13 protein-coding genes are annotated in these 17,976 nt (G+C 71.2%); 6 read left to right on the top strand and 7 right to left on the bottom strand.

What is annotated here, in order from left to right; all coding sequences use genetic code 11:
- The first annotated feature begins 138 nt into the window (after window positions 1-138).
- Both ABD264_RS10750 and ABD264_RS10745 read left to right on the top strand, forming a co-directional pair.
- The gene (locus tag ABD264_RS10750) at window positions 139-1,176 is read left to right on the top strand and encodes a glycosyltransferase family 2 protein (RefSeq protein ID WP_145010535.1); all 1,038 of its coding nucleotides are present in this window, start codon (window positions 139-141) and stop codon (window positions 1,174-1,176) included.
- A 30-nt stretch (window positions 1,177-1,206) separates the two neighbouring features.
- A complete protein-coding gene (locus ABD264_RS10745) occupies window positions 1,207-2,139 on the top strand; it encodes a sirohydrochlorin chelatase (RefSeq protein WP_362860617.1) in 933 nt (310 codons plus the stop codon).
- Here the strand turns inward: ABD264_RS10745 and ABD264_RS10740 are convergent.
- Window positions 2,112-2,948: a uroporphyrinogen-III synthase gene (locus tag ABD264_RS10740; RefSeq protein WP_344205988.1), complete on the bottom strand. Its 837-nt coding sequence runs from the start codon at window positions 2,946-2,948 to the stop codon at window positions 2,112-2,114. The two genes, ABD264_RS10745 and ABD264_RS10740, sit on opposite strands and share 28 nt — an antisense overlap.
- A gap of 249 nt (window positions 2,949-3,197) precedes the next feature.
- Between ABD264_RS10740 and mfd the strand changes: the two genes are divergently transcribed.
- Together mfd and ABD264_RS12480 are read left to right on the top strand one after the other, a co-directional pair.
- Window positions 3,198-6,959: a transcription-repair coupling factor gene (mfd, locus tag ABD264_RS10735; RefSeq protein WP_144942340.1), complete on the top strand. Its 3,762-nt coding sequence runs from the start codon at window positions 3,198-3,200 to the stop codon at window positions 6,957-6,959.
- Between the two features lie 93 nt (window positions 6,960-7,052).
- Window positions 7,053-7,388: a dTDP-4-dehydrorhamnose 3,5-epimerase family protein gene (locus tag ABD264_RS12480; RefSeq protein ID WP_425554325.1), complete on the top strand. Its 336-nt coding sequence runs from the start codon at window positions 7,053-7,055 to the stop codon at window positions 7,386-7,388.
- A gap of 316 nt (window positions 7,389-7,704) precedes the next feature.
- Here the strand turns inward: ABD264_RS12480 and ABD264_RS10725 are convergent, their stop codons facing one another.
- Window positions 7,705-8,160: a hypothetical protein gene (locus tag ABD264_RS10725; protein ID WP_144942338.1), complete on the bottom strand. Its 456-nt coding sequence runs from the start codon at window positions 8,158-8,160 to the stop codon at window positions 7,705-7,707.
- Between the two features lie 154 nt (window positions 8,161-8,314).
- Window positions 8,315-9,130 (bottom strand): purine-nucleoside phosphorylase, encoded by an 816-nt coding sequence (locus ABD264_RS10720; protein WP_144942337.1) that lies wholly within the window; start codon window positions 9,128-9,130, stop codon window positions 8,315-8,317.
- Window positions 9,131-9,204: 74 nt separating this feature from the next.
- Between ABD264_RS10720 and ABD264_RS10715 the strand changes: the two genes are divergently transcribed.
- Window positions 9,205-10,629 (top strand): NAD(P)H-quinone dehydrogenase, encoded by a 1,425-nt coding sequence (locus tag ABD264_RS10715; RefSeq protein ID WP_164497807.1) that lies wholly within the window; start codon window positions 9,205-9,207, stop codon window positions 10,627-10,629.
- A gap of 154 nt (window positions 10,630-10,783) precedes the next feature.
- On the opposite strand, the gene ABD264_RS10710 is transcribed toward ABD264_RS10715, so the two are convergent.
- The 3 genes from ABD264_RS10710 to ABD264_RS10700 form a co-directional block, all read right to left on the bottom strand.
- The gene (locus tag ABD264_RS10710) at window positions 10,784-12,187 is read right to left on the bottom strand and encodes an MFS transporter (protein ID WP_144942336.1); all 1,404 of its coding nucleotides are present in this window, start codon (window positions 12,185-12,187) and stop codon (window positions 10,784-10,786) included.
- Window positions 12,188-12,319: 132 nt separating this feature from the next.
- Window positions 12,320-14,137 carry an ATP-binding protein gene (locus ABD264_RS10705; protein WP_144942335.1) on the bottom strand — a complete coding sequence of 606 codons (1,818 nt, stop codon included), beginning with the start codon at window positions 14,135-14,137 and terminating at the stop codon, window positions 12,320-12,322.
- Between the two features lie 104 nt (window positions 14,138-14,241).
- Window positions 14,242-14,895 (bottom strand): Maf family protein, encoded by a 654-nt coding sequence (locus ABD264_RS10700; protein WP_303106045.1) that lies wholly within the window; start codon window positions 14,893-14,895, stop codon window positions 14,242-14,244.
- Between the two features lie 1,148 nt (window positions 14,896-16,043).
- On the opposite strand from ABD264_RS10700, the gene ABD264_RS10695 reads away from it, so the two are divergent.
- Window positions 16,044-17,693, top strand: a complete 1,650-nt coding sequence (locus ABD264_RS10695; protein ID WP_344205983.1) for a sugar transferase — start codon at window positions 16,044-16,046, stop codon at window positions 17,691-17,693.
- 68 nt (window positions 17,694-17,761) lie between these two features.
- On the opposite strand, the gene ABD264_RS10690 is transcribed toward ABD264_RS10695, so the two are convergent.
- Entirely contained in the window at window positions 17,762-17,950 is a 189-nt protein-coding gene (locus tag ABD264_RS10690) for a hypothetical protein (protein WP_344205981.1), read from the bottom strand.
- Window positions 17,951-17,976 lie beyond the last annotated feature (26 nt).

Below are 17,976 nucleotides of genomic sequence, written 5' to 3'. Positions count from 1 at the left end.
ATTCCTAGACTTGGACGGGTGCCAGGTCAGGAGACCGGCGCCGCACTTCGGGGGCGGGCAGCACGCCGAGCTCCACGGTGAGCCACGGGCCGCACGGTGTGGCAGCGAGCCACGACCGTGAGCAACGACAGGGGAGAAATGGCACACGAGAGCACGCCCGGTACCGAGGGCGAGGTCCCGCTCGTCAGCGTGGTCATCGCCGTCTACAACGGCCAGGACCTGGTGGGGCAGGCGATCAGCAGCGTGCTGCGCCAGACGCACCCGCGTGTGGAGGTCTTCGTGGTGGACGACGGGTCCACGGACAACACCGCGCATGTGCTCAGGGGCTATGAGGCCGTGAACCGCCCCGGCAGGACGGTCCGGGTCATGCGCCAGGACAACGCGGGATGCGGTGCAGCCCGCAACCGGGCGCTTGGACTCGTCGCGGGGGACTTCGTCACGTTCCTGGACGCGGACGACCAGCTGCTGCCGCACCACCTCGAGACACTGCTGGCCCGGTACCGGGAGCTGCAGCGCGAACCCGGACGCGAGCGCACCGTGGTCTACGCCAACGGCTGGCAGTGCACGCCTTCGGGGATCAACGCGGAGCGGGTGCAGTACCGCGAGCGGATGCCCGAGCCGCAGCAGCAGCGCAGCGTGGTGCTTGAGTACAACATCGGCAGCCTCTACGGCCTGTTCCCGCGCCGCTTCTTCGAGGAGGTGGGCGTCTTCGACCCGGAGCAGGTCTTCGTGGAGGACTGGGAGCTGTGGCTGCGGGCCGTCTACTCGGGGTGGCGCTTCGACCGGGTGGACGATGTCACCTCGATCATCGCGTGGTCGGGCGGCTCCATGCAGTCCCAGCGGGACCGGATGGCCGCGGGGGAGGAGATGGCGCTGCGCAAGACGCTCACCCGCTTCGAGCGGGAGCTGAGCGAGGAGGAGCGCCAGAAGCTGCTCACCCGGTTGCGCAAGGGCTCCCCGCTCGCCGCCGTTTCGGACGCCGAGCAGGCCCTGCGGGAGGGGCGCGCGGCGGATGCGCGTCGGTATCTTGAGCTCGCGGCCCGGATGATGCCGAGCCAGCGCCGCGTCACGGTCAAATCCCGCCTGGCTCGCCTGCCGGGCGGGACGGCGTGGCTCGTGCGGCGCCAGCGCGCCGTGGACCGCAGCGTGGGGTACACGGACGCCATGCGGCGCTGAACCAGGCCGGTCGGCGGCACAATGGACCGGGTGAGCACCTCCACTGAACCAGCCCCCGTCCTCCTCGCGTGCGCGCACGGTACCCGTGACCCCGCAGGCCAGAGCGCTGTCGCCGCGCTCGTCGCCGAGGTGCGCACCGCACTTCCAGACGTCCCCGTGGTGGACACCTGGGTGGACGTCCAGGAGCCGGACCTCGTGGCCCGCACGGCGCAGCTCGCCGGGGACGACGCCGTGGTGGTCCCGCTGCTGCTCTCCGCCGGCTACCACGTGTTCGTGGACATGGCCCGCGCGGTGCGGGGCACCCCGCGCCACCGGGTGGCGGCGGCGCTCGGTCCGGACCGCGGGCTCGCCCGCATCATGGCCCGCCGGCTCGCGGAGGCGGTGCGCGTGAGCGGCGGGCCCGACGTCGGCCCGGGAGACAGGATCGTGATGGTGGCCGCCGGCTCCTCGGACCCCCGCGCGGGCGAGGACTGTGAGCGCACCGCGCGGCTGCTCACCGAAGAGGTGGGCCTCCCGGTCACCCCCGCCTACCTCTCCGCGGCGCGCCCCACGCTGCCGGAGGCCGTCGCGGAGGCCAGGCGCGAGCTGGGCACCCCGCCGGAGGACCGGGCGGGGGACGACGCCGCGGCGGAGCGACGTGGCGACCCCGGCTGCCCCGAGGCGCCGACCGAGTCAGAGATTCGCGCGGCCGCCGCGGGTGATGCCGCCGTGCCGCCGCCGTGCCCCGTGTCACCTGCACACCAACCCACCACGTCCGCGACGCCGCGGTCCGGGCACGGCGGGGCCGCGGGTCGGGTTCTCGTGGTGCCGTACCTGCTGGCCCCCGGGTTCTTCCACGGCCGCGCACTTGCCGCGGGCGCGGACGTGACCGCCGAGCCGCTGCTCGTGGCCGGGGGCGAGGTGCCCCAGGAGCTCGTGGCGCTCGTCGTCGAGCACTACCGGGAGGCGGCCGCCCTCGCGTGATCGCACACGGCCTTGACCATGGCCCCGAGGCGGAAGCGCTCGGGGACCACGGCGTTCGTGATGCCGGCCTCCTCGAGCGGCTGCACGCAGACGGGGCCGATTGCCACGGCGGTGCAGCGGCCCTCCCGCAGCGAGGCCACGACGCCGTCGCGGCAGCCCGCGGCAGTGGCGGCATCGAGCACCGCGTCCACCGCGGGGGCTGCCGTGAAGGTCACATAGTCCAGGTCCCCGGCCGCGATCTCGCGAACGAGCCGGGACAGCCGTGAGCCCTCGTCCGCAGACTCCCAGCGGTAGGGGGCGAACACGCGCACGTCCAGTCCGGCGGATCGCATCCGACCGAGCTGCTGCTCGTCCGCCGTGCCGTGCAGCTGGAGCGTGACGGTGCCCGGGGAGGGCATCTCGAGCACCCGGTCCACGAGCTCGGCGGTGCGCCCGGAGGAGCCCGTGTACGCGCACGGGATCTCGAGTGCCTGCAGCTGGCCCTTCGCCTTGGCGCCGCGCGCGTACACGGTGCTCTCGCGCAGAGCCGCGAGCAGCTCCTCGCGCAGGCCGTGCTCCTCGGCGACGGACAGCCAGCGCTTGACCCCGTAGCCGGTCGTGACCAGCACGGTGCCCGGCGCGGAGGCGACGGTCTCGCGGACGGCGGCCACCACGTCGTCGTCCTCGTCCGTGGGCGTGATCTTCAGCGCGGGTGCGTACTGGACGCGCGCGCCGTGGCGCTCGAACGCACCGCCCTGTTCTTGGGCGCGGCGGTGCGCCGTGATGGCCACGGTGAGGCCGGTCAGGGCGTGGGGCTGGGACGTCGTCATGGACTCCAGGGTACGAGCCGACGACGGGTGGCTGCACCGGTGTGCGTGTCGGGACTCGCGGGTAGGCTGAAACGCGATCAGGGGGGCGGCGTCGGCGGGAGCACCACGGCTCGGCGCGCCGTCCCGCCCACGATCCCCGTCACTATTCCTCATCACGATTTCTCGGCACGGACCCGGTGACGGCGCCGCTCACCGCCCCTGCCCATTCCGTCCGCTCATCCCGTCGACTCACCCAGGAGCCACCCACCCATGTCCCTGACCGGTCTGCTCACCGCCCTCTGCGAGGACCGCGGTTTCGCCAACATCCGCTCGCAGGCGTCACGCCCCCTCGCGGAGCGCTCGGCGGAGACGATCATCAGTGCCACGGACGGACTGCGCGCGCCAGTGCTCGCGCAGATCGCGAGCGGCCTGGAGCAGGCGCACGGGGCTGTCTCCAGCGGGGCGGCGGCGAACGGTGTCGCGAGGCCGGTGCTGCTCGCCGTGACCGCCACCGGGCGGGAGGCTGAGCAGGTGCAGGCCGCGCTCGAGTCCTACCTGCCGGCCGGGGGCATCGCGAACTTCCCGTCCTGGGAGACCCTGCCGCACGAGCGGCTCTCCCCCCGTTCGGACACCGTGGGCCAGCGCCTGGGCGTGCTGCGCCGGCTCGCGCACCCGGACGCCACCGCTGAGCCCCTGCGCGTGGTCGTGGCCCCGGTGCGCTCGGTGCTGCAGCCGGTGGTCGCCGGGCTCGGTGAGATGGAGCCCGTGACGCTGCGCACGGGGCAGGACTACGACTTCCAGGGGCTCGTCAAGGACCTCGCGGCCGCCGCGTACGCGCGCGTGGACATGGTCACCAAGCGCGGCGAGTTCGCGGTGCGCGGCGGGATCGTGGACGTCTTCCCGCCCACCGAGGACCACCCCGTGCGCCTCGAGTTCTTCGGGGACGAGCTGGACGAGATGCGCTGGTTCGCCGTCGCGGACCAGCGCACGCTCGCGGACGCGGCCCACCCGAGCGTCGTCGTCGCCCCGCCGTGCCGCGAGCTGCTCGTGACGCCGTCCGTGCAGTCGCGCGCCGCCAAGCTCAAGGAGCAGCTGCCCGGGGGCCGGGAGATGCTGGAGCGCATCGCCGGGGGACAGTACGTGGAGGGCATGGAGTCCCTCGCGCCGCTTCTCGCGGACGACATGGTCCAGGTGCTGTCCCTGCTGCCGGAGGGCTCCATGACCGTGGTGCTGGAACCGGAGAAGGTCCGGGCCCGCGCACACGACCTCGTGGCCACCAACGAGGAGTTCCTCATGGCGGCGTGGGAGTCCGCGTCCGGCGGCAACGACGCGCCCCTGGACCTGAACACCGCGCTGGACACGGACGACGGCGCCACCCGTTCGCTGGCCTCAGGCTCCTTCCACACGATTGCCGAGGTGCGCGAGCTCGCCCTCGACCGCTCGGTGGGCTGGTGGTCCGTCACGGGCCTCAACGTCAACGCCGTGACCGCCTCCCAGATCGACGCCGACACCTCAGAGGAAGAGGTGCACCTCGCGGACACGGACGCGGACACCCTCACCGTGGGTGGACGCGAGCCCACCCGGTTCGCCGGGGACGTGGAGGCCATGCTGAGTTTCCTTGCCCAGCGCGTGCGCGAGGAGTGGCGCGTGGTGCTCGTGACGGACGGGCCCGGGCCCCTGCAGCGGCTGAGCGAGCTGCTGCACGGCGCGGAGATCCCCGCGGCACGCTACGAGACCCTCACCGAGAGCCCGCAGCCGGGGCTCGTGGAGCTGACGACGGCGCGCGCGGGTCGAGGCTTCGTGCTCGAGGCCACGCGTACCGCCCTCCTGACGGAGGCGGACGTGCTCGGCCGGGCGAGCACCTACGACACCCGCGCGGAGCGCAGGCTTCCGCAGCGGCGCAAGCGCAACCAGGTGGATCCCCTGGCCCTGCAGAAGGGCGACTACGTGGTGCACGAGCAGCACGGCATCGGCCAGTTCGTGGAGCTCGTCCAGCGCCCGATCGCCGGTGCAATGACCGTCCCGGGCCAGCCCAAGCCCGTGCGCGAGTACCTGGTGCTGGACTACGCGCCGTCCAAGCGCAACGGTCCGAGGGACCGGCTGTTCGTGCCCACGGACCAGCTCGACCAGGTGAGCAGCTACGTGGGCGGTGAGGCACCGTCGCTGTCCAAGATGGGCGGTGCGGACTGGAGCAAGACCAAGCGCAGCGCCAAGAAGGCCGTCAAGGAGATCGCGAACGAGCTGATCCGGCTCTACTCGGCGCGCATGGCCTCCAAGGGCCACGCGTTCGGCCCGGACACCCCCTGGCAGCGCGAGCTGGAGCAGGCGTTCCCGTACGTGGAGACACCGGACCAGTTGACCACCATCGACGAGGTCAAGGCGGACATGGAGCGGCCTATCCCCATGGATCGGCTGATCTCCGGAGACGTGGGCTATGGCAAGACCGAGGTGGCGGTGCGCGCGGCGTTCAAGGCCGTGCAGGACGGCAAGCAGGTGGCGGTGCTTGTGCCCACCACGCTGCTCGCCCAGCAGCACACCGAGACCTTTGCTGAGCGCTTCTCGGGCTTCCCCGTGCGCCTGGCAACCCTCTCCCGGTTCCAGAGCGCCAAGGAGTCCAAGGCCACCATGGAGGGGCTGCGCAGCGGCGCGGTGGACGTGGTGATCGGCACCCACCGGCTGCTGAGCAAGGAGATGCAGTTCAAAAACCTGGGGCTGGTGATCATCGACGAGGAGCAGCGCTTCGGCGTGGAGCACAAGGAGAAGCTCAAGGCCATGCGCACGGACGTGGACGTGCTGGCGATGTCCGCCACGCCCATCCCGCGCACGCTGGAGATGTCCATGACGGGCATCCGCGAGACCTCCACGCTGGCCACCCCGCCGGAGGAGCGCCACCCCGTTCTCACGTACGTGGGTCCCTACACGAACAAGCAGGTCTCGGCCGCGGTGCGCCGCGAGCTCATGCGTGAGGGGCAGGTGTTCTTCATCCACAACCGGGTGTCCACCATCGAGGCGCGGGCCAAGGAGCTCGCGGAGCTCGTCCCGGAGGCGCGGATCGCCGTCGCCCACGGGCAGATGAGCGAGTCCCGCCTGGAGCAGATCATCGTGGACTTCTGGGAGAAGAAGTTCGACGTGCTGATCTGCACCACCATCGTGGAGACCGGCCTGGACATCGCCAACGCGAACACGCTGATCGTGGACCACGCGGACCGCTACGGCCTCTCGCAGCTGCACCAGCTGCGCGGTCGCGTGGGGCGCGGGCGCGAGCGGGCGTACGCCTACTTCCTGTACCCGGTGGAGAAGCCGCTGAGCGAGACCGCGCTGGAGCGTCTCAAGGCCGTGGCCGCGCACAACGAGCTCGGCTCCGGCATGCAGCTGGCCATGAAGGACCTCGAGATCCGCGGCGCCGGAAACCTGCTGGGCGGCGAGCAGTCCGGGCACATCGCCGGCGTGGGCTTCGACATGTACCTGCGTCTCGTGGGCGAAGCCGTGGCCGAGCACCGCGGGGACCAGGACACCGGGCCCGCGGAGATGAAGATCGAGCTGCCCGTCAACGCGCACCTCCCGCACGACTACGTGCCGGGGGAGCGGCTGCGCCTGGAGGCCTACCGCACCCTGGCCAACGCCGCCACGGAGCAGGCCGTTGTTGAGGCCGCGGAGGAGCTCGAGGACCGCTACGGACCCGTGCCCACCCCCGTCGCCAATCTCCTTGAGGTCGCGCGGCTGCGGATCCGCGCCCGCGCCGCGGGCCTCACGGACGTGGCCACGCAGGGAAACATGATCCGCTTCTCGCCCGCGGACCTCACCGAGTCCCGCGAGATGCGCCTGCAGCGCCTCTACCCGGGATCCCAGGTCCGTCCCGTGCCGGGCACAGACGCGCGCATGGTGCTGATCCCCAAGCCCAAGACCGCGCGGATCGGCGGCAAGGATCTCGTGGACGGGGACATCCTCGCGTGGGCCGGCGAGGTGCTGGACGCGATCTTCCCGGTGCTCGAGACGGCCGGGTCTGGCTCCGAGGCCGGGTCCGCTTCCTAGGGACGCAGGGGGACGACGACGCAGCTCGGCAGGGGTCGGGGACGCCGCACGTCCCGCGGTGCCCACCTCCCGGCCGCTCCGTGACGAACAGTCATGGGACATCTGCTCGTGACCGGTGGCGCCGGCTCCATCGGCGCCACCTTCGCGCAGCAGAACATGTCCTTCAGCGGCACCCGGGGCACCACGCGCTGCATCCACGCCGAGCCGTGGGACACGGACGACTCGGTCGTGACCGGCCGGGTCTTCGGCGTGTGGGTGGACCTGCGTGAGGGGCCCGGCTGCGGCGCCGTCGTCGCACGGGAGATCACTCCCGCCACTGCCGTGCCCGTGCCCCGCTACAGCGCGGTGGTCAACGCGGCCGCGTTCACCGCCGTCGACGCCGCCGAGACGGACGAGGGTTGCGGGGAAGCGTGGGTGGTCAACGCCTAGGGTGCCGCCGCGCCGGCGCCTGCGGCCGGGCGGTGCACCAGGCCGACGCGCGGGGTCCGAGCTCCGAGTCTGACTTCCAAGTTCCCGGCGGCTGCCGGTGCGGCGTCTGAGGTGTAGAAGTGCCCGGCTTCCCTGAGGGTTTCGTGGTTTGTCCACACCTCAGATTCCTCCACGGGGGTGCGCCCCGGGCAACGGCCAGGTGGGGCCGACCGGCCGTGGACTGAGAGACGGCGGGGCGAAGCGGGGGCACCCCCGACAACGCGAGAGCCCCGCTCGTCCGTGGACGGGGCGGGGCTCCTACAGGTGCGCGGTGCGCTCAGCTGGTGACGCGGTCCTGGCGCTGGCCCACGGGACCGGTGCGCTGCGCCATCTCGGAGGCGTCGCGGGGAAGGTCCAGGGTGAGCTCGGTGCCGCCCGTGGAGTGCTTGGCGGTGCTGCCGTTGAGGAACAGGGTGGGGACCATCAACGCCAGGCCGTAGACCAGGATGCCCACCAGGAAAAGCACCCAGCTGTCCGGGTAGGTGCTGAAGAGGTACAGGCTCAGCACAACGGTGATGAAGCCGCCCACGAAGAGGATCGCGTTCTTCACGACGTCCCCCTGGCCGGAGTACTCATGACGGTTGCGGGTGTTGGCCCCCCGGTGCGAGTGGGCGGTGCGGGCGTCCGCGTCCGCGTCCACGGCGTGGCTACCGTCCTCCACGGTGCGCCCCGCAGCGTGCCCGGAGGAGTGCGCAGCACTCGTGGGAACGTCGGCTTCCGATCTTCTGACCATGACTTCACCCTTTCGGACCGCCACTGCGGGCGCATTGCTGTCTTGCGGTCAGTCTAGTGCCTGGGACCCGCACTTGGTGACATTCCGTCTGTGGCCCGCGCGGGGGACGTCGGGGGACGACGCTGCGGGTCCGTGACGGGGCGCGGAACCTGCCTCAGAGCTGGGCGACGACGTCCGCGAGCAGCCGGGAGATGCGCGGGCCCGCCGCGCGCCCGGCCTCCAGCACCTCCTCGTGGGAGAGGGGCTCGGGGCTGATCCCGGCCGCGAGGTTCGTGACGAGGGACATCCCGAGCACCTCGAGACCGGCCTGGCGGGCGGCAATGGCCTCGAGCGCCGTCGACATGCCCACGAGGTCCGCGCCGAGCACCTTGGCCATCTGGACTTCGGCCGGGGTCTCGTAGTGCGGGCCTGGGAACTGGGCATAGACGCCCTCGTCCAGTTCCGGGTCCACACGGTGGGCGATCTCCCGCAGCCGGGAGGAGTAGAGGTCCGTGAGGTCCACGAACGTGGCGCCTTCCAGCGGGGACCGGGCGGTGAGGTTCAGGTGGTCGCTGATCAGCACGGGTGTCCCGGGGCCCCACGCGGGGTTCAGCCCGCCGCAGCCGTTGGTCAGGATCATGACCTGCGCACCCGCGGCTGCAGCCGTGCGCACCCCGTGGGCGACGGCGCGCACTCCCTTGCCCTCGTAGAAGTGGGTGCGGGCACCGATCACCAGGGCGTGCTCGTCGTCCGGCAGTCGAATGGAGCGCAGCGTGCCGCCGTGACCTTCCAGTGCGGGCTTGGAGAAGCCGGGGATCTCGTGGGCGGGAACCTCGGCCACGGTCTCACCGAGCAGGTCCGCGGCGCCGCCCCACCCGGAGCCCAGCGTCAGCGCGATCCGGTGGCTCTGCACACCCGTGCGCTCGCGCAACGCCTCGGCCGCCTGCCGGGCCAGGTCGAAGGGGTCCGTGGTCTCTGTGGTGGTGGTCATGGGCCCACTGTAGGACAGCCATCGCGCGGCGTCAGCGTGTGGGAGCCCCCGGTAGGCTGGTGCCCATGGCAGACATGACTGTGCAGAGGGAATTCGCGGACCAGAAGCTCGTGATCATCGGCGGTGGCCCGGGCGGCTACGAGGCGGCGCTCGTGGCGGCGTCGCTGGGGGCGGACGTCACCGTGGTGGAGGAGCAGGGCATGGGTGGTGCCGCCGTGCTCACGGACGTGGTGCCGTCCAAGACGCTCATCGCCTCCGCGGACACCATGAACCGCTTTGCGTCCGCCAGGGACCTGGGTGTGCACGTGGGGGACGACCTCGATGCCACGGAGGAGCTCAACAACCTCCGCGTGGACCTGGACAAGGTCAACGTGCGCCTGCTGCGTCTGGCTGCCACGCAGTCTCGTGACATCAAGCGCGGCCTGGAGCGGGTGGGTGTGCGCGTGGTGCAGGGCCGCGGGCGCATCGTGGACCGCCACACCGTGGTGGTGGAGCCCAGTGACGACGAGCCCTACGAACTGAGGGCGGACGTTGTACTGGTCTCCGTCGGCGCGCACCCCCGCGAGCTGGAGACCGCCAAGCCGGACGGCGAGCGGATCTTCAACTGGAAGCAGATCTACCAGCTCACCGAGATCCCCGAGAAGCTCATCGTCGTGGGCTCAGGTGTCACCGGCGCCGAGTTCGCCTCGGCCTACAACGGCCTGGGATCGGACGTCACGCTGATCTCTTCGCGCGAGCAGGTGCTCCCCGGTTCGGACAAGGATGCCGCCCAGGTGCTGGAGAACGTCTTCGAGCGCCGCGGGCTGCGCGTGCTCTCCCGTTCCCGCGCGGACGCGGTGGAGAATACCGGCGACGGCGTCCGGGTCACCCTCTCAGACGGCCGCAAGATCCGTGGCTCGCACTGCCTCCTGGCGGTGGGGTCGATCCCGAACACCGCGGACCTGGGCCTCGAGGGGGCGGGCGTGGCGCTGACGGACAGCGGCCACATCCGGGTGGACACCGTCTCCCGCACCACGGCCCCCGGCATCTACGCGGCCGGTGACTGCACCGGTGTGATGCCGCTGGCGTCCGTGGCCGCCATGCAGGGACGCATTGCGATCGCGCACATCCTGGGCGACACGGTGCACCCGCTGCGCACGGACGAGGTGGCCTCCAACATCTTCACCTCGCCCGAGATCGCCTCGGTGGGCATCACCCAGCAGGATGTTGAGGACGATCCCGCCATGTTCGTGGGGATGTCCATGAACCTGGCCACCAATCCCCGCGCCAAGATGATGGCGGTGGATGACGGCTTCGTGAAGATCTTTGCCCGCCGCGGCAGCGGCACCGTGATGGGTGGCGTGGTGGTGGGCCCGCGCGCCTCCGAGCTGATCTTCCCGATCGCCCTCGCCGTCACGCACCGCCTGGGTGTTGACGACCTCTCGGACACCTTCGCGGTCTACCCGTCCCTGTCCGGCACGATCGCCGAGGCCGCCCGCCGCCTGCACGTGCACCGCTGACGCAGCGGCCCCGGTCCTTCCCCGACGGGGCTGACCGCCCGGGCTTCCCGTGACGCCTCGGCCGGGGCGAGTACCGCGTGCTCGGCTACGACGACGCCGCGGTGACCTTCAGGAGAAGGTCACCGCGGCGTCGTCGTAGCGAGGGAAAGCGGCCCTACGGCGTGGGGGTGCCCACGGCGTACATGTCCACGTGGCGGGTCTCCGGGGAGAACCACAGGGCCACGAGCGTGATGACCGCCGCGAAGGACAGGTACAGGCCCACCGAGCCCACCCCGTACGAGGAGTTGAGCATCACCGCGATGTACGGGGTGATGGCCGCGCCCAGGATGGAGGCCACGTTGTACGCGATGCCAGAACCGGTGTAGCGCACGTTGGTGGGGAACAGCTCCGGCAGGATCGCGGACATCGAGCCGAAGGTCAGGCCCATCAGCGTCATGCCGAGTGTGAGGAAGAACAGGATGCGCGGCAGGGACGCGTCCGTGCCCGTGCCCACGTGCGCCGGGTCCATGATCAGCCCGAAGCTCAGGCCGAAGAGCAGGATGGCGGAGGTGATCACCAGCTGGGAGGAACGGCGTCCGAAGCGGTCCGCGAGCCAGCCGGAGACCGGGACCATGGCCGCGAAGAGAAGCACCGCGAGCAGCTGCAGGATCAGGAACGTGCGGTACTGCACGCCCAGCCCCCCGGCGGCGGGCTTGCCGATGCCGTAGGAGAGGATCCACGCGGTCATCAGGTAGAAGAGCACGTAGGTGGCCAGCATGATGAACGTGCCCTGGACGATCTGCACCCACGAGGTCTTGAAGACGTCGATGACCGGGGCCTTCACCTTCTCACCCTGCTGCTCCGCCCGCTGGAACACGGGGGTCTCCTCGAGCTTGACGCGCACCCACAGACCCAGAAGGACCATGACCACGGAGGCCAGGAACGGGATGCGCCAGCCCCACACCAGGAACGGGTGGTTCGCGCCGAGCTCGTGACCGGCGGTGCCGAACTGCATGGCCACGGTCAGCAGCAGGAAGAAGCCGTTGGCCAGGATGAACCCGAACGGGGCCCCGAGCTGCGGCCACATGGCGGCCCGCGCGCGCTTGCCCTCCTCCGCGTACTCGGTGGCCAGCAGGGATGCGCCGGACCACTCGCCACCCAGGCCCAGACCCTGGCAGAAGCGCAGGATCGTGAGGATCAGAGGCGCCCAGATGCCGATCTGGTAGAAGGTGGGCAGCATGCCGATCAGGAACGTGGCCACACCCATGGTCAGCAGCGCGCCGATCAGGGTGGCCTTGCGTCCGATGCGATCACCGTAGTGCCCGAAGATCACAGAACCGATGGGGCGGCCGAAGAACGCGGCGGCGAACGTGGCCATGGAGGCCAGCAGCTTGGCGGTGTCGTTCTCGCCCGTGAAGAACAGGGCGGGGAAGACGGCCACGGCGGCGGTGGCGTAGACGTAGAAGTCGTAGAACTCGATCGTGGTCCCCACGAGGGAGGCCAGGATCACGCGGCTGCGCGGAACGGCGGGGCGTTGCGCTGCAGAACCGGGGTCCACGGTGGACACGGGCGAAGACATGGTGAACCTCACAGGACAGGTGGTCTGAATGTCTTCAAGATAGAGCGCCGGATACCACATCGTGAACTGGGGAGTTCACATTCTGAGACGCCGTCTTGACCGCGGCGGCGTCGTCGCGCTGCCCCTATCCGCTCAGCCCGTGATGGAGGCGAGCACGGTCCCGGCGGAGACGGTGTCCCCCTGCGAGACGTCCAGGTCCTTGACGACCCCGGACTTGTGCGCCGTGAGGGGCTGCTCCATCTTCATGGCCTCGAGCACCACGATCAGATCGCCCTCGGAGACCTCATCCCCGTTGGACACGGCGATCTTCACGATGGTGCCCTGCATGGGTGAGGTCAGTGAGTCCCCGGATGCACCGCGGGCCGCGGCCGAACCACGCGTGGCCCGCTGCTTGCGCTGCTTGCTCTGCGCGGTGGGGGCGGCCGAGCGGGGGCCCGCGAGCTGCTGCGGGACGGTCACCTCCAGGCGCTTGCCGCCCACCTCCACCACGATGCTCTGCCGCTCCGGCTCCTCCTCCGAGGGCTCGGGGGCAGCGCTGAAGGGTTCGATCTGGTTGTCGAACTCGGTCTCGATCCAGCGGGTGTGCACGGTGAACGGGGTGCCTTCAGGGGTGGCGAAGGCCGGATCGGAGACGACGGCACGGTGGAACGGGACCACCGTGGGCATGCCCTCGATGCTCAGCTCCTGCAGGGCACGGCGGGAGCGCTCCAGGGCCTGGGTGCGGTTCGCGCCCGTGACGATGAGCTTGGCGAGCATGGAGTCGAAGCTGCCGCCCACCGTCTCTCCGGCCTCCACACCAGAGTCCACGCGCACCCCGGGCCCGGAGGGCATGGTGAACGTGGTGAGCGTGCCGGGGGAGGGCATGAAGTTGCGCCCGGCGTCCTCGCCGTTGATGCGGAACTCGAAGCTGTGGCCGCGGATCTCGGGGTCCTCGTAGCCGAGCGCCTCGCCGCGGGCGATGCGGAACTGCTCGCGCACCAAGTCCAGTCCGGAGACCTCCTCCGAGACGGGGTGCTCCACCTGCAGGCGCGTGTTGACCTCCAGGAAGGAGATGGTGCCGTCCTGGCCCACGAGGAACTCGCACGTGCCCGCGCCCTGGTACCCGGCCTCGCGCAGGATGGCCTTGGAGGACTCGTAGAGACGCTGGTTCTGCTCGTCCGTGAGGAACGGTGCCGGAGCCTCTTCCACGAGCTTCTGATTGCGGCGCTGCAGCGAGCAGTCGCGGGTTGAGACGACGACGACGTTGCCGAACTGGTCCGCGAGGCACTGGGTCTCCACGTGGCGGGGTGCGTCCAGGAAGCGTTCGACGAAGCACTCACCGCGGCCGAACGCCGCGGTCGCTTCGCGCACGGCGGACTCGTACAGCTCCGGGATGGCCTCGCGTTCGCGCACGACCTTGATGCCGCGTCCGCCGCCGCCGAAGGCCGCCTTGATGGCGATGGGCAGGCCGTGCTCGTCCGCGAAGTCCAGGACCTCCTGGGCGCTCGTCACGGGGTCCGCGGTGCCGGGCACCTGCGGGGCGTTGACCTTCTCCGCGATGTGGCGGGCGGCCACCTTGTCCCCCAGCTGGCGGATGGCCGCCGGGGGAGGGCCGATCCACGTGAGACCGGCGTTGAGCACGGCCGCCGCGAAGTCCGCGTTCTCGGAGAGGAACCCGTAGCCGGGATGGACGGCGTCCGCGCCGGAGCGGGCGGCGGCGTCGAGGATCTTGTCGATCTGCAGGTAGGAGTCCGCGGCGGTGGTGCCACCGAGGGCGTAGGCCTCGTCCGCCATGCGCACATGCAGGGCGTCCCGGTCCGGGTCCGCGTACACGGCCACCGAGGCGATGCCCTCGTCACGCGCGGCGCGGATGACACGGACCGCGATCTCCCCACGGTTGGCCACCAGGACCTTGGTGAGCGGACGGGGTGCGGTGGCGGCCTCTTCGTGCTGCCGCGAGGTGGTGGTCACGTGATAACTCCTTGTCGACATCTCTCCGAAAGATTAGTGCCCCGCCGGGGGGAACGCCTAAGTGTCGGCGCCGAGAACCGCGTGAACTGTAGAAGTTCTACAAATCATTGCGCGCTGTGCTGTGCGCCCTCCGGCTGGGCGTCCCACCACGTGGTGACGCACACGCCCGCGTCGCGCAGCAGTGCCCGCAGCGTGGACAGGCTCAGTCCGACCACCGCGTTCGGGTCCCCCTCCACGCGTTCCACGAACACGGATCCGCGCCCGTCCAGCGTGAAGGAGCCGGCCACCTGCAGTGGTTCTCCGGTGCCCACGTAGTCCCGGATCTCCTCGGGGGACATCTGCGCGAAGTGAACGGTCGCCGAGCTCAGGGCCCCGTGTCCGGCCTGGTGGGCCGCGTCGTCGTGGGCGTCCACCAGCCAGTGGCCGGTGTGCAGCGTGCCCGCCCGCCCGCTCATGGCGGTGATGCGCTTGAGCGCGACGTCCGGTTCGTACGGCTTCCCGTACGACTCCCCGTCCAGCTCGAACACGGAGTCGCAGCCGAGCACCAGGCGGCCCTGCGCCTGCGGCAGCTGGGCGACGGCCTCCGCCTTGGCGCGGGCCAGGCGCAGCGCGGTCTCCGCCGGCGTGAATGGCCCCTCGGCGCGAACCAGGGCGTCCTCGTCCACGTGGGAGACGACTGCGTCGAACGGGATGGCGGCCCTGCGCAACAGGCCCGCGCGGGCCGGGGACTGGGAGGCGAGGATCAGGGAAGGTTCCACGCTGCAACTGTACGGCGGCAGGATCGGTTGCACCCGCGCAGGTTCCATCCACTCCGGTCAGCGCCATCCGTTGCCCGCTCGCATCGGTTCGGTCCGTCCCTGATTGCGCCGCGCGGTCCTCGTCCGAGCGCAGGACACCCAGCTGCACCAGGCTGCGGATGCTGCGACGTGTGAACTCCTCCGCCCGGGGGTCCTCGCCGTGCTCCTCCCTCAGTGCAGCGGCCAGTTCGTGGACGGAGCGGGGGCAGCTGGTCCAGCAGGGTGCGGATCAGGGTTCCGTGTCTGTGGACTGCAAGCACGGAGGACTCCTGATTCTCAGTCCGGGAGGGCGCGTCCTCGACCGAGGGGCCGGGGAGCGGGCGGGGCGGCAGCGGTGCGGTGGCGGGGCCCGTGAGGAGGGCGGCAACGTCGTCGACCTACCGGTAGCGTGCGGCCCGCACCCCGCGCACCCGGCGACCGTCCGCACGAGGGTGCTCAGCGGTGCGGGCACCGAGGGCAGCGCGGAGATGCTGGGCGCGAGGCTCGACAGCGCGAGCACCAGGGGCAGGGTTTCGCTGAGTCCGGCGGGGGGCAGGATCTGCGGCATCCGTCGTCTGCCGCTCCACCAGGACGAACGAGCCCAGCCGCACCTGCCTGGTGACCGGCCGCAGGCCGAGGTCCCCGGGGGCGACCTGCCGTTGGGAGCCGCCCTTGCGCGTGACGACCGACAGCGGCTTCGGACAGGGGCGCGCAGGTCACTCGGGTCCACGCGCACCGTGTCGTTGGCCAGGTACTCCAGAGCGCGCCCGAGGGTCGCGGCGACGGTGGTCTTTCCCGTGCCTGCGCTCGGCCCAGAAGGGTCCGAGGGCCCCGGCCAGCGTCACGTCCATGCCCGTGCCCCTGACGCTCAGTCGCACGGCCTGTGACGCGTCGCACATGGATGCATCGGTCGCCTTTCCATGGAGCCGCTCAGCCGGATCGCGGCCGGTCGGGGGTGGGACCTGCCCGCGCGAGTCAGTCCGCGACGAGTCCCGCATGCGCCTCTGACTTGGGGACGAATCCACGCAGACGCATGCATCTTGCTACGATGACGCGAGAAATTCCGGGGCAGGAGGTGATCGCTGGTGCACGTACGCGGTGGAACGCATCAGGCGTCTCCCCAGGCATCAGTGTCGCCCGAGACGGAGGCGCGTTCGGCTCCCGAGGCGCTTGCCCGGGCGGCATCCGGGGCGTCTTCTCAGCTGGCACCCGGTGCCGCGCACACGCTGGTCCCGGGAACGGCGCGCCAGGAGCCTGCCGGGGCAGGGCCGCCCGCGGGCGACGTCGCCCCCGCCCACCGCCCCGGGCTGGTGCGCGACATCGCAGAACCGGCACCCGTACACGGTCCGCTCGGCACCCCGTGGTGGGTGCCCTACAGGGCCGCGGCGCTGCTGTGCGACCTGCTCGCGGTGGGCGCGGCGATGGGCGTGGCCACCGGGCTGCGCTTCGGGCGCGCGAACACCGCCACGGTGGTGGGTGCGCCGTGGCTGAGCTGCCCCGCGATCTCCGCGTTCATTGGGCTCGCGTGGATCGCGGCGCTCGCCGTGCGCAGAGCGTACTCGCGCCACCACCTGGGCTTCGGCGACGTCGAGTACCGGGTGGTGGCGAATGCCACATTCGTGCTGTTGGGCGGGCTGTCCCTGGCCGCCGTGGTCTTCCAGCTGGATGTGGCCCGCGGCTTCCTGGCGCTCGCGCTGCCGCTGGGGTTCGGGCTGCTCATCCTGGGGCGCTGGCTGCTGCGGCAGGTGCTCGTGCGCCGGAGGGCCGCCGGAACCATGATGGAGCACGCGCTGCTGATCGGCTCCACACCGACGGTCACGTGGACGGCCGGGCACATCGCCCGGATCCCCGCGGCGGGCTACCGGGTGGCCGCCGTGCTCTGCGCGGAGCCGGACGCTCCCGATCAGATCCAGCTGATGGACGGCACGGTGCTGCGCAACCTGGGCTCGTGGGAAGGCACCCAGGAGGTGCTCGACGAGACCGGGTTGCGCACCGTGATCGTGGCCGACGACGCCGACACCGACCGCCAGTTCCTGCGCTCCCTCTCCTTGCAGCTCGAGGGCTCGGACGTGCGCCTCGTGCTGACCAGCCGCCTGACCGACGTGGTGGGTCCCCGCATCCACTGGCGCCCCGTGGCGGGCCTGCCGCTGACAACCGTGGACGCCCCTCGGCTCACGGGTGCCAAGTACGTGCTCAAACGCGGCTTCGACCTGGTGGTCGCGGTGCTCGGGGGGCTGCTCTGCTCCCCTCTGCTCGTGCTCGCGGCGCTCGCGGTCAAGCTGCAGGACGGCGGGCCCGTGCTCTACCGGCAGCAGCGCGTGGGGATCGACGGCGCGGCGTTCACGATGTACAAGTTCCGCTCCATGCGCGTGGGCGCGGAGGTCGAGGTCACGGGGCTGCGTGCGGACAACCAGGGCCACGGGTCTCTCCTCACGCTGCACAACGACCCGCGCGTGACGCCCGTGGGCCGTGTGCTGCGCAGCTGGTCCGTGGACGAGCTGCCCCAGCTGCTCAACGTGCTGCGCGGGGACATGGCCGTGGTGGGTCCGCGCCCCCAGCTCGCGAGCGGGGTGGCGCAGCTGCCGGAGAACCACCAGCCCCGGCTGACTGTGAAGCCGGGGATCACCGGGCCGTGGCAGGTGAGTGAACGCTCCTCCTTCTCCGCGGACGAGAGCGTGTGCCCAGACCTGGCCTACGTGGAGAACTGGTCCCTTGCGGGGGACGCCATCATCGTGCTGAAGACCGTCAGGGCCGTGCTCACCCGTGACGCGGCGTACTGAGCCGTGAGACCACCGAACCAGGCGGCCGCCTCGTCGGGCCGCGCCGTGGCGCATCTTCTTCCCCGGCTTCACGGGGGCGGTCTTCGGGCTACTGACGGTGCCAGCAGCGGGAGGATGGTGGCGACGCCGCGCTCCAGGCGCTGCACCGTGGCCCGTGCGGCGTGGATGCCGCGCAGGTGGGGGTCTCGGACGCCCTCGTCCGGCACGGCGGGGGAGCGGGCCACGGTGCCGTGGCAGACGAAGAGCAGGTGGGGCATGGCTGAGAGTGCAGGGCGCAGGATGT

The sequence above is a fragment of the Kocuria salsicia genome (assembly GCF_039532055.1).
In the GTDB taxonomy this organism is placed as follows: Bacteria; Actinomycetota; Actinomycetes; order Actinomycetales; family Micrococcaceae; genus Kocuria; species Kocuria salsicia.
This window is presented reverse-complemented; position numbering and strand designations above follow the sequence as displayed.

Coding starts and splice junctions, on each gene's coding strand:
- ABD264_RS10750 (WP_145010535.1), top strand. CDS start 139: ATGGCACACGAGAGCACGCCCGGTACCGAGGGCGAGGTCCCGCTCGTC.
- ABD264_RS10715 (WP_164497807.1), top strand. CDS start 9,205: ATGACTGTGCAGAGGGAATTCGCGGACCAGAAGCTCGTGATCATCGGC.
- mfd (WP_144942340.1), top strand. CDS start 3,198: ATGTCCCTGACCGGTCTGCTCACCGCCCTCTGCGAGGACCGCGGTTTC.
- ABD264_RS10720 (WP_144942337.1), bottom strand. CDS start 9,130: ATGACCACCACCACAGAGACCACGGACCCCTTCGACCTGGCCCGGCAG.
- ABD264_RS10710 (WP_144942336.1), bottom strand. CDS start 12,187: ATGTCTTCGCCCGTGTCCACCGTGGACCCCGGTTCTGCAGCGCAACGC.
- ABD264_RS10740 (WP_344205988.1), bottom strand. CDS start 2,948: ATGACGACGTCCCAGCCCCACGCCCTGACCGGCCTCACCGTGGCCATC.
- ABD264_RS10725 (WP_144942338.1), bottom strand. CDS start 8,160: ATGGTCAGAAGATCGGAAGCCGACGTTCCCACGAGTGCTGCGCACTCC.
- ABD264_RS10690 (WP_344205981.1), bottom strand. CDS start 17,950: ATGCCCCACCTGCTCTTCGTCTGCCACGGCACCGTGGCCCGCTCCCCC.
- ABD264_RS12480 (WP_425554325.1), top strand. CDS start 7,053: ATGGGACATCTGCTCGTGACCGGTGGCGCCGGCTCCATCGGCGCCACC.